The following is a 12,548-nucleotide window of genomic DNA, read 5'->3' on the forward strand; positions in this document are numbered from 1 at the left end:
ATATCTCGCCCGCTTTCTAATGTGGAGTGGAAAATGGCAATACGTAAGGCAATGGTCGCTGGCAATTGGAAAATGAATGGCTCAATAGAGCTAGTCAAAGATATGTCGGATGCTATAAATAGTATTAAATCACCAGAAATAGATGTTATTTTATTTCCTCCATTCCCACTTGTTTCAGCAATGATTGCAAGCGGTGTCACAACAGGTGCTCAAACTGTATCTGAAAACACGCCTGGCGCTTTTACCGGTGAAGTTGATGCACAACTACTGAAAGACCTTGGCGTAAATTATGCGCTAGTTGGCCATTCAGAGCGTCGTAGTATTTACAACGAAAGCAGCGATGTTATTGCTGATAAATTTGCTAGAGCTCAATCAGCTGGTTTAGTACCCGTTCTTTGTGTTGGCGAGAGTGAAACAGAGCAAGAAAGTGGACAAACAGAATATGTAGTTGCTGCTCAAATAGATGCGGTAATTAAAAAATTAGGTGTAGCAGCGCTGAAAGATTCTGTGATAGCATACGAGCCCGTTTGGGCCATAGGCACAGGTAAGACTGCATCGCCAGAACAGGCACAAGCTGTTCACAAATTTATCCGTGACAAAATTGCGTCTTTAGACAGTGATTTAGCACAAGGGCTTACCATCTTATATGGTGGAAGCGTTAACGAAAAAAATAGCGAATTATTATTTGCACAACCAGATATTGATGGTGGCCTTATTGGGGGCGCCAGTCTAAAAGCAGCATCTTTTGTTGCTATCTGTAACAGTGCAAAAGGGACCGTATAAGATGTACGAAATTTTATTAGTAGTTTATTTAGTTGTAGCTTTAGCTTTAGTTGGTATGGTTTTAATCCAACAAGGTAAAGGTGCTGATATGGGGTCATCATTTGGTGCAGGCGCTTCTGGAACTGTGTTTGGTTCTTCAGGTGCTGGTAACTTTATGACAAAGACAACAACAAGCTTAGCTACAGTCTTTTTTGTGTTGAGTATTGTTCTAGGTAATTTAACAGCCGGTCAGATTAAACAGACTGATGAATGGGAAAACCTAGAAGCAGCACCTGCTATAGAAACAGTAGTGCCGGTTGAAGAAGATGTTCCAGTTACTTCTAATAAAGAAAGTAACTCAGACGTACCAAACTAATACAGTTTACTGTTCAGCTATTTGTTAACCTCAAACAGATAAAACAAGCGAACAAAAATTTAAAATGCGGATGTGGTGGAATTGGTAGACACGCTACCTTGAGGGGGTAGTGCTTTAGGGCGTGGGGGTTCAAGTCCCCCCATCCGCACCAAATTTAAAACCAGTAGCAATTATGTTACTGGTTTTTTTATACCTAAAATTTGCTTTGGTTGTTTTTTGCACTTAAAACGTTTGGTTATAACAATAATTTAGATTCTTTGGTGATATTTTTAACAGGAAACACATCGTGTACCCAATAAAGTCAATTTACTTGTGTTAATTTCAGTTTTTAGCTTAATTAATGATTAAAATGAAAAAAAAACTAGAAATTTTACAAATTTAACTCACACTTATCAGTATTGAGCCGATAATATATTTAGATAACTCAAAAAGGTAAATAGTATGGCTTCAGGCTTCTCTTTTCAAAACCTAAGCATAACTAAAAAAATACATGCAATAACATGTATTGCAGTTGTTGCTTTTATAATTATGGTATTAATTAATTTTCTTGCCATAGATGATAATAGAGCTTCTTTAGATGAAATGGGCAACTCTTCATATAAGGTTGTAAAGTTAACATCAGCGAACGTAGGGCTTTTAGAAAAACTAGATGAGCTTTACACCCAAGCAGTTACATTTGGCGAACAAGACTTAATAACTAAAGCTGATGATACTTACAAAACAATTGAATCAAACATAAATTTAATCAAGCAAATGAGTAATGGCTACATTAGCAATGATGTAGTGAAAGAATTAGCCGACTACGAGAAGATATCAGCTACAATTGCTAATGGTATGGTAAATGGCACGGCCGATTTTAGTAAAATTCAGCAACAAGCCCAGTTAAAAACAAGTCTTTATGGTTCTGTTTTAGAGAGCTTTAAGGCAGCCCAACAAAAGGCAGATAACCGTTTTTTTGAATTAGTTGAAAGCACTAATACGCGCTCAGATAATGCCCTTACTTTAATGCTTGTTGTATCTATTGTATCTTTATTATTGCTTTTATTTATGGCGATTTGGATTGCGAAAAACATTGGCTCATCAGCAAGCGATGCTGCAAATAATTTAAGCTTGTTAGCAAATGGAAAAGGCTCTTTAAGTACTCAATTAACCGTGAATTCTAAAGATGAAATTGGCCAAGTTTCTATTAACTTTAATGCTTTTATTGCGCTGTTAAAAGAAACGGTACTTGAAGTAATTGCTGTATGTGAGCCATTGATGGAAAACTCTACCCGTTTAGTACAGGGTATGGAGCAGGCTGAACGCGCAACAACAAAACAAACAACAGATGCTGAAATTGTTAAGCAATCAATGGAAGAGATGAAGCAAAGTGTTGGTGATATTTCTCAATCTGCAGCAAATGCATCACATGCGGCTGAAACAGCAGAAAAAGAAGTAGAGCAAAGCCGTACCCAGGTACAAATGTCTGTCAATGCATCTCGTACGCTAAGTGATGAAATTAACCAAGCAGCAACAACAATTAATAAACTTGCGGACGATACAAAAAACGTATCACAAATATTGAATGTAATTACTTCAATTGCCGATCAAACCAACTTACTTGCGCTTAATGCGGCTATTGAGGCTGCGCGTGCTGGTGAACATGGCCGTGGGTTTGCGGTAGTAGCTGATGAAGTACGAGAACTTGCTTCACGAACCGCCCATTCAACGAATGAAATACGCGAATTGTTAGGTGCTTTGACGACCGCTGCAAATGATTCGGTTACTGCGATGACTTCAGCTCGAGATATGGCAACAGATAATGCAACAGCGGCTGAAAAAACAGGAATATCAATTGAGAAGATTGCTGAGCAAATGCTAGAAATAAATGGCATGAACTCACAAATAGCAGCAGCAACAGAAGAGCAAACATCGGTTGCAGCCATGGTTGTAGAAAATGTATCTAATATGCATGTTTCTTTTGAAGATACCATGGACTCATTACTGGCTGTAAGAGATGTAGCTAAAAACCTACATTACTTATCAGATAACTTATTAGACGCTACAGCCAAATTCAGAATTGAATAATTAACCTGAACAGCTAAAGCCTCCTTTTGGAGGCTTTGTTGTTTTGAAGGCTAGCTAGGTATGTCTCACCAGCCTGCAACAATAGAACAACTTAGAACGCAAGATTGGACACGAGATTAACTTGTTAAGCCAACAGACATAACTTTTTACAGGTACAAAAAAACCACCATTTGGTGGTTTTTTAATTTACGGGCTAACGGCTAAAAGGTCGCAACCACTTTTACATTGTCACTAACTTTTGCACTATCTACATAACCGATAGCATCAGCATTAGCTGCTACAAAATCTATTACAGCTTGATCTGAGCCTAATTTCTCTGGAGGTGTCCCTTTACCTGTAAATACAAGTTTAGACCAGTAAGCATTAAGCTGGCTGCCAGATTTACCTACAACTTTATCGTTAAACTCATCTGCAGCAGCGGTACCATCTTGGTTTACTGGGTTTACTTTAGTACCATCACCAAATGACTTGGCTTTACCAAGGTATATCTTTTTAATTGTATCTGCATCTAAAGCATTTGCGTTACCAGCGTTAACTATTACTGCAACTTCTGCAAAAGCATTAATTGAGCACAATGAAAGTGCACTAGCTAAAATTAATTTTTTCATTATCTGCTCCAATTAAAATACAAGATCAACGCCAACAGCAACAACATCAGTTTCTGTATCGGTTACATCGTCTTCAAAGCGGCTAAAGTCAATTTTAAATGCTGCAGAAGGGTGGAAGTCATAACGCGCGCCGATAGTGTATACATTGCTTTGCGCTTGAACACCTGTCAATGCACCGTTTATAGCAGCATTCAGACTTGGCACTGTTGCAATTGGATCGAAGCGAGATGCATCATGTTTATCGTCATTATCTTCATACGTAAAATGAACTATAACGTCATCCAAGCGATAACCTACAGATGCATAGTATTGTGTTTGCTCAGTTAAAATGCTGTTTTCTACTTCAAACTGTGTATATTCAGCGTCGAATAAGAAATTATCGTAATCAATTGAGAAGCCAAAGCCTAGGAAGTAACTGTCATCTTCGTCAATTGCAATATCGTCAGCTAACGTGTTTAAGCTGTTTGCACGAAGTGCTGCTTCTAAGCCATTTAACGCAGCGCCGCTAGGGTCTGTTCCGTCAAGTGCAAATGATGTTTCTGCAACCAAGTATGCAGCACGTACACTGAACCAGTCATATGCAAGTGTCCAGTTAATGCCAGCAAAATCGTTAAGTTCGCCTTGAGTTTTTTCAGTAATTGCATCTAATTCGCCGTCATAGCTTCCGTACATTAGCTGCACCGTTGAATCCCAATCGCCAAGCTGTGTATTGTGCAATAAGCTTAAACCTTCATATGTAGAAAAAGGAATACCATAAACTGACTGAGGTGGGCGTACCCAACGATAAGCGTAACCAACATCCAAAAAGTCTGAATAGCGGAAAAATGGAGCTCGCATTTTACCCGCGCTAATTTGTAACTCGTCGCTTAGTTCATAAGTTACGTAAGCCCATTCAAATTCTGCGTCGAAATCATTTTCACCACGAGCAACAATTTGAGCTGTGGCCGTTAGTTTCTCCATTAGGTCAGCTGATAGCTGTAATGCAAAGACACTTTCGTTTTTAAATGAAATGTCATCATCATATCCATATAAGGTGCTGTCACTATCAAGGCTCTTTCCACCGACAATTGATGCAAAGCCATTAATTCGAACTTCGGCGCTAGCATAGTTTGTTGCTAAAGCCGCACATAATGCTACTGCTACAGATAGCTTTTTCATATGTATTTCCTATTAGTTAATTAGATGTTGATTCAAGCGTATTATAGAAGTGAAATAGAGCTATATCTAATCAATTTAGCAAGTTAGTAATAAAAATTAATAAACTTAATACTTTGTTATTGTTTTTTGCGGTATATACCTGAAATTTTTAATGTAGGTTAATGATTTTAAGTAAAATATCAAAATAAGTTGCAACCAATTTAATTTCATAACATATATTTACAGCGTGAGGTTTTATGCCGTAATTGCATAAGAGGCAAGTATAGCTGCAACGTGTTAGCTTTTCCTCCATTAGGTACGTTTTTACTTTTATCAAAAAATAAATACATAAATTCACAATTGTGTAATATAATGCCCTTCCAGAGGAAAGATGCTACCACGCATCTTTTTTTATGCCCAAAACTTACTGGTTGCACCAGTAAATGCATAATAAATAATTTACGGTATCCTTTGGAGAATATTTTGAAACTACGCAAACTCTCACAGTTAAGCCTAGCAATAGTTGCTGCCCTGACTACCTCAGTAAACGCTGAAGAAACCAAAACAACAGCAAAGCAAGATGCGTTTGAAAAAATTGAAGTTACAGCTCGTAAACGTACAGAGAGCTTGTTTGAATCTCCAACCGCTATCACATCAATTGGTGCTAACTTAATTGATAAAGCCAATATGAGTAACCTTGAAGATATTGGTAAATACGTCCCTAATCTAAATATCACACGTTACGGTGTAGGCAATGCAGCCCATGCTTCTGTATTTATCCGTGGTATTGGCTTACAAGATCACATTATTACTACTGACCCAGGTGTGGGTGTATACCTTGATGGGGTTTACTTAGGTCGTCAAATGGGGTCTAACTTATCATTACCAAATGTTGAGCGTGTTGAAGTACTGCGCGGCCCACAGGGTACCTTATATGGCCGTAACACGTTAGGTGGCGCAGTAAACGTTATTACAAAACAGCCGGGCGATGAAGGTATTTTAACAACGTCTGCAAAGTTAGGTAGCCGTGGCCGTATTGCAGGCGATGTGTACTTTAATAACTCATTAAATGATGAGTTAAGTATGTCAGCAAGTGCGTCATACAAAACGCGTGACGGCGTTGGCGAAGCAGTAAATCTAGCGAACCCTGAAAAAGAAATTGGTGAAGAAGAAGAGTTTAGCGGCCGCGTAGCCCTTAAATGGCAGGCTAATAGCGATTTAGCGTTTACTTTTTCACTTGATGGTGTTGATAACGAGTCGGGTCAATCTCCTTACACTATTGAGTTAACTGAGCCGCTTGATGCAAATGATGTATTTAATGGTGACTTTCCTTTATTAACACAGGACATGATCCCATCAGACCCTGATGATCTAGGCACTACCGTTGCTGGTATTGAATCTACGTCTTACTCAGGGTGGGGTACGTCATTTACTGCTGATTGGGCAATCGATGATACGTACACAGCTAAATTTATTTCAAGTTACCGTACTTCTGAATATGAAGGTGGTCTTGATGATGATGCATCACCACTTAACTTATCTGAGTTCCCTGAAGAGGGTGGTGCAGACCAGTACTCGTTTGAAATCCAACTAAATGCGACTTACGACAATATGGACTTTGTATCAGGCCTTTACTTCTTTAATGAAGATGGCTTTACACGTTCTGGTCCATTTGTTTTTAGCCCATTCAACACACCTAATGGTTTATTAAATGATGGTGTTACACCTTCATTTGGTGGCTATGGTGACTTTGAAATAAACCAAGAAACAAATTCATACGCTGTATACTTTAATACAAGTTACGATTTAACAGATGATTTAAGTATTGGTGGTGGTCTTCGATACTCAAAAGATGAGAAAGATGCCGATGCGATTTTTCCTACATTTGCTGAACGTAAATACGTAAGTGCAGAGTTTGATGCTGTGACGTGGGATATTAATGCATCTTACCAAATCAGTAACAACATGAACGTTTATGGTCAAATTCAAAAAGGTTATCAAACTGGTGGCTTCCCACCACGTCCATTTGGTGGACCTGATCAGTTTGTATCGTTCGACGAAACTAAAGCCGTAAACTACGAAATGGGTTTAAAAGGCCAAGTACACGAAAACGTATCTATGATGCTAGCGGTATTTGTTACTGATTACACTGATTTAGCACTTCCGTTTTCAGACCCAACAGCGGGCGGTGGTTTTGTAACTATTGTTGAAAATGCGGGCCAATCAAAAGCGCAAGGTATAGAACTTGAAACCACCGTTGCAATTACTGACGACTTTACAATAAGAAGTGCGGTAGGTTACTTAGATTCAGAGATCACTGAGGTTGATGCGGGTGTTCAAGGTATTGGTAAAGGTGATTCACCGGCATTAACACCTCGTTGGACTGTAATGGTTGCCCCATCATACTTTATGGATTTAGACAGTGGTGCAACGGTTGCACTAAATGCTAATTATTCATACCGTAGTGAAATGCAAGGTCAGTCAGTTTATAGCCAGAGTGAAACGATTGATTCGCGTGAGCTAGTTGGCTTTAATATTTCTTACACTAACGCATATGGCGATATGGAAGTAACACTTTATGGCGAAAACGTACTGAATGAAGTATACGATGTAGGTCGTTTACAGCAATCAGGGTTTGTTGGAGTTATGAGAAGTAATGACCGCAGCGAATTTGGTTTAAAATTCAAAAAAGATTTTGAGTTATAAACTGAAGTTTGCGTAAAAATACAATGTAATTTAAACATTATATTTTATTTTGCTAAAAAGGCCGGATCAGTTTTTGATTCGGCCTTTTTAGTTTGTGCAAAGGTCTGGTTGTTCGATACAATAGCGCCCTAAATTGCCAAATGGACTCTGTGATGAAAATTCTTGCCGATCAAAACATGCCTTTAGTTGAGCAGTACTTTTCAGATTTTGGTGAGGTTGAGCGGTTTGATGGGCGTAACTTAAAACCTGACCAACTGATAGACGTAGAAGTATTACTCACGCGATCTGTTACCAATGTTACTAGTGAGCTATTAGCAAAAGCGAATAAATTAAGCTTTGTTGGTACTGCGACTATTGGTATCGATCATATTGATACAGATCTTTTACAAGACAAAAACATCGCTTTTACAAGTGCTCCAGGGTGTAATGCTGTTGCTGTTGCAGAGTACGTTATTAGTAGTTTATTTGCATTAAGCCAAGAAAATGCCCGCCCATTAACAGGCCAAACTATTGGCATAGTAGGGGTCGGGAGTATTGGCAGTTGTTTGGCTAAAAAGTTAAAAGCATTAAATGTAAAGCTGCTTTTGTGCGATCCATTAAAACATGCACAAGGGTTATTGAATGAGCATGTAGAGTTAGATGAACTACTTGCACAATCAGATATTGTAACTTTCCATGTGCCACTTGTTAAAAAAGGGCCACATAAAACACTTCACATGATGGATAAAGTAAGGCTTAACGCCTTAAAATCGGGTACTACGATAATTAATGCCAGCCGAGGGGATGTTATTGACAATAGTGCTTTACTAGATTTAATGGAAGCAGGGGCTGATTTAGATTTAGTGCTTGATGTGTGGGAAAATGAACCTAATATTTTAACAGACTTACTTGCACATGTACGCTATGCCAGTGTGCATATTGCAGGCCATACACTTGAAGGCAAGGCCAGAGGCACACAAATGCTTTACCAAAAGCTGTGTGAGCTTAAAGGCGTTGAGGCTTCAAAATCTTTAACCGATTTTTTGCCCGTACCAGCTATAACGCAAGTGGAAATTGCTGAGAGTTTTACAGAGCAAGACATCGCACGTTTAGTGCACACAATTTACGATGTAAGAAGGGATGATGGGATTTTACTTCGTCATCTAGAGTCGGATGGTTTTGATAGTTTACGTAAAAACTATCCTGTAAGAAGAGAATTTAGCACCTTAACCGTTAAAGGTGATGGCTCGCAGTTAGCTGCCTTAGGTCAACTTGGTTTTAAACTAACCAACTAATTATTAATTTAACGGTGTTTTAATATCGTTTAAAGAGGAAAAAATATGTCGCAAAAATATAACGTTGCCGTACTTGGTGCTACTGGTTTAGTAGGACGTCAAATTATCGAAACTTTAGCAGATCGTAAATTTCCGGTTGATCAGCTATTTTTGCTTGCGAGCAGCCGCAGTGCAGGTGAAGACATTAAGTTTCGTGGTGAGACAATTGAAGTACAAGACGTTGAGGGCTTTGATTTTAGCCAAGCGCATATTGGATTGTTTTCTGCCGGTGGGAGCGTCTCAGAAAAATATGCCCCAATTGCAGCCGATGCAGGTTGTATAGTTATTGATAATACCTCGCATTTTAGAAATGATTTTGAAATACCCCTTGTCGTACCTGAAGTAAACGCCTCAAGTCTTGCCGACTTTAGAAATCGTAATATTATTGCAAACCCAAATTGTTCGACTATTCAAATGATGTTGGCACTAAAGCCAATTTACGACGCGTATGGTATTGATAGAATAAATGTATCAACTTACCAAGCGGTATCAGGGGCTGGGAAAGAAGCTGTTGATGAGTTAGCAAAGCAAACAGCTAACTTGATGAATGCACGTCCAATGGATAATGAGATATTTCCTAAGCAAATAGCCTTTAATGTTATTCCGCAAATAGATAGCTTTGAAGATAACGGCTATACCCGCGAAGAAATGAAAATGGTAAACGAAACGCACAAAATATTAGGTGATACAACAATCGCAATAAACCCAACGTGTGTGCGTGTTCCTGTGTTTTTTGGTCATTCTGAATCTATTAATATTGAAACACGTATGCAATACGACTTCGAACACGTTAAACAGCTGTTAAATGATGCACCAGGCGTTGAGCTAATTGACGATGAAGGTGATTATCCAACAGCGGTTTCCGATGCTAGTGGCAACGATACTGTATATGTTGGCCGTTTGCGCGCTGATATTTCACACCCTCATGGCTTAAATATGTGGGTTGTTAGTGATAATACCCGCAAGGGTGCTGCAACCAATAGCGTTCAAATAGCTGAAGAGTTAATAGAAAATTATATGTAACATTTTTAAATGTTAAGCACTCTTTAAAAGCGGTAAGCACTATGTGTTTGCCGCTTTTTGTTTAAATAGAGTGCCACTTTTTTGCCGTTTTTTATAATATTTAATAAAGTTACTGATAATACTCAATAAATTAATATTAAAAATGTGTTGTTAAGGCATTTCTTTTCAATGTGTTGCAATGGATATTGTGCCCTAAGTGGTTTATAGTTTGTAATTGGAATAGAGCTTGCAACAAAAATAGATTGTAATAACAAATGTGAGTCAGTCATTAGACTGATAAGGCAAGAGTAATCAATGTTTACGCACCTATTTAAGAGTGCTTTGTAACATTTAGACATTAAAGGATCAGCATGCGCGGTTTGGCTATACTTATAATATTAGCGTCTGCACTGGTAGTAACGCCTGTATATACACAAGATAGTACCCAATTAAAGGGGCCTAAAGGCGTTGACTATGGTGCTCAAGGGCGGTCTATTGGTCCGATTAAACCCACCGATACACTTTGGCGCATAGCCGTAAAAGTGCGCCCAGATAACTCTGTAAGTATTTATCAAGTTATGCAGGCCTTGTATAACAAAAACCCCGACTCATTTTTAGATCAAAACCTCAATCATATGCGAAGTGGGGCCTATTTAAAAATACCCACTTTATCTGAAATTAGACGTGTGAATACTCAACTAGCTAGGCAGCGTTCTGAGCAAGATGACGAGTTATGGGAAAAGAAAAAAAACGGAACACTTACACAAACTGAAATAACATCAGCTCAAACACAAGTTACACAAGCGCGTAAAGTTGATGTAGACGACGCCAAAAAAGAGTTACAAAAAGAAATAAAAGAAATCAAAACCGACCAAACTAATAAATTAGTTGAGTTACAGCAACAGTTTAAAAGTTCAGTAACAAATGTTGAAGAGATTTTAGTTGAGAATAATAACCTTAAAAAACAGCTGACTGGAATTTCTAAAGAGCTCGAAAATGTTCGCCAACAATTAGGGCAAGATAGTGAAATACAGCTGCAGCTAAAGGAATTAATACTTAAACAAAACGAAATAATTGCCCAGCAAAAAGCTAAAGAGGTTGAACCTCAAAGCAGTTTTGACTTACTAGCCTTGTTGTCAAACCCTATTGTGCTTGGGCTGTTAATGTTCATTCCCGGATTATTGATTATCTTTGCAATTGTTATGTTTCTTCGCAAAAGAAAAGGCAATCAAGAAGAGTCTCAAGCAGATGATGAATTTTTACCGCAAACTCCAACTTATTCTAATGAGGATGACTTAGCAACTGATCCACTTGATGACCCAATCATTCCAGATCCATTGGATGACTTGAGCGTTCAATTAGATGATCACCTCGAAGGTGACATGCTTCCAGATGATGATTTATTAGAAGATGACTCAGACGAACTTGATGATTCAGATAACTTACTTGATCAAGACGAGTTAGAAGGCCTTCTTAGCGACGATATTGTTTTTGATGATGAAAGTGACGAAGACGATGAAGTCGATATTTTCACGCAACAAGGATTTGACGACAGCGCTGATGATAGCTTGGACGATATTGATTTAGATTTAGACCAAGAACCGTCTGGCACTGATGATATTTTAAGTAATGATGACTTAGATAGCCTATTTGACGAAGATGACAGCTTACCTGAGTTTGATTCACCAGCAGAAAAAGAGCCACAAAGTGATAGTTTAGAATCTAACGATGAAATGGCAGCATTGAGCGAAGAGCTTGCGAACGATGATTTTGATATAGATGATTTACTTGATCAAACGAGTGCCGAACCAGTAGACACGTCTGATAAAACTTCTGAAGAAAGTGACGATTTTGACTTAGACGATATCGACAGCTTAATTGATGAAGCAAATGATGATTCAGCTAATGAAACGCAAACAGAGTCGTTAGTTGAAGAAAGTGATGACTTTGATTTGGACGATATCGACAGCTTAATTGATGAAGCAAATGAAGATTCCGTAAATGAAGCGAAAACTGATGAGTTAGTTGAAGAAAGTGATGACTTTGATTTGGACGATATCGACAGCTTAATTGATGAAGCAAATGAAGATTCCGTAAATGAAGCGCAAACTGATGAGTTAGTTGAAGAAAGCGATGACTTTGATTTGGACGATATCGACAGTTTAATCGATGAAGCAAATGAAGATTCCGTAAATGAAGCGCAAACTGATGAGTTAGTTGAAGAAAGCGATGACTTTGATTTGGACGATATCGACAGCTTAATTGATGAAGCAGATGGAGATTCTGTAAGTGAAGCGCAAACAGAGTCGTTAGTTGAAGAAAGCGATGACTTTGATTTGGACGATATCGACAGCTTAATTGATGAAGCAGATGAAAATTCAGCTAATGAAACGCAAACTGATGAGTTAGTTGAAGAAAGCGACGACTTTGATTTGGACGATATCGACAGCTTAATTGATGAAGCAGATGGAGATTCCGTAAGTGAAGCGCAAACTGATGAGTTAGTTGAAGAAAGCGATGACTTTGATTTGGACGATATCGACAGCTTAATTGATGAAGCAGATGAAAATTCAGCTA

9 protein-coding genes and 1 tRNA gene are annotated in these 12,548 nt (G+C 38.4%); 8 read left to right on the forward strand and 2 right to left on the reverse strand.

The genetic code is table 11. The features are described 5' to 3' along the window. Nucleotides 1–33: 33 nt before the first annotated feature. The 4 genes from tpiA (at nt 34) to MTF67_RS08315 (ending at nt 3,205) form a co-directional block, all read left to right on the forward strand. Nucleotides 34–783 (forward strand): triose-phosphate isomerase, encoded by a 750-nt coding sequence (gene tpiA / locus MTF67_RS08300; RefSeq protein ID WP_138740190.1) that lies wholly within the window; start codon nt 34–36, stop codon nt 781–783. 1 nt (nt 784) lies between these two features. Next, entirely contained in the window at nt 785–1,138 is a 354-nt protein-coding gene (gene secG / locus MTF67_RS08305) for a preprotein translocase subunit SecG (RefSeq protein WP_006793902.1), read from the forward strand. Between the two features lie 66 nt (nt 1,139–1,204). Next, nucleotides 1,205–1,289, forward strand: a tRNA-Leu gene (locus MTF67_RS08310). A 290-nt stretch (nt 1,290–1,579) separates the two neighbouring features. Continuing rightward, complete coding sequence (locus MTF67_RS08315; protein ID WP_006793901.1) at nt 1,580–3,205, forward strand: HAMP domain-containing methyl-accepting chemotaxis protein; 1,626 nt, start codon at nt 1,580–1,582, stop codon at nt 3,203–3,205. Nucleotides 3,206–3,405: 200 nt separating this feature from the next. On the opposite strand, the gene MTF67_RS08320 is transcribed toward MTF67_RS08315, so the two are convergent. Together MTF67_RS08320 and MTF67_RS08325 are read right to left on the reverse strand one after the other, a co-directional pair. After that, nucleotides 3,406–3,813, reverse strand: a complete 408-nt coding sequence (locus MTF67_RS08320; protein ID WP_008130121.1) for a phosphate ABC transporter substrate-binding protein — start codon at nt 3,811–3,813, stop codon at nt 3,406–3,408. A 12-nt stretch (nt 3,814–3,825) separates the two neighbouring features. Then, on the reverse strand, nt 3,826–4,971 hold the full coding sequence (locus MTF67_RS08325; RefSeq protein WP_006793899.1) for a porin: 1,146 nt from the start codon (nt 4,969–4,971) through the stop codon (nt 3,826–3,828). 462 nt (nt 4,972–5,433) lie between these two features. Here MTF67_RS08325 and MTF67_RS08330 point away from each other — a divergent pair, with 462 nt between their 5' ends. The 4 genes from MTF67_RS08330 to MTF67_RS08345 all read left to right on the forward strand — a co-directional run. Next, nucleotides 5,434–7,656, forward strand: coding sequence for a TonB-dependent receptor (locus MTF67_RS08330; protein WP_008130118.1), 2,223 nt, complete (start codon nt 5,434–5,436; stop codon nt 7,654–7,656). Between the two features lie 152 nt (nt 7,657–7,808). Next, the gene (locus MTF67_RS08335) at nt 7,809–8,930 is read left to right on the forward strand and encodes a 4-phosphoerythronate dehydrogenase (protein ID WP_248519259.1); all 1,122 of its coding nucleotides are present in this window, start codon (nt 7,809–7,811) and stop codon (nt 8,928–8,930) included. 45 nt (nt 8,931–8,975) lie between these two features. After that, a complete protein-coding gene (locus tag MTF67_RS08340) occupies nt 8,976–9,992 on the forward strand; it encodes an aspartate-semialdehyde dehydrogenase (RefSeq protein ID WP_006793896.1) in 1,017 nt (338 codons plus the stop codon). A 350-nt stretch (nt 9,993–10,342) separates the two neighbouring features. Continuing rightward, nucleotides 10,343–12,548 (forward strand): FimV/HubP family polar landmark protein (locus MTF67_RS08345; protein WP_282447139.1); only part of this gene is annotated, 2,206 nt, incomplete at its 3' end.

Source organism: Pseudoalteromonas sp. 2CM32C, assembly GCF_023161925.1.
In the GTDB taxonomy this organism is placed as follows: Bacteria; Pseudomonadota; Gammaproteobacteria; order Enterobacterales; family Alteromonadaceae; genus Pseudoalteromonas; species Pseudoalteromonas marina.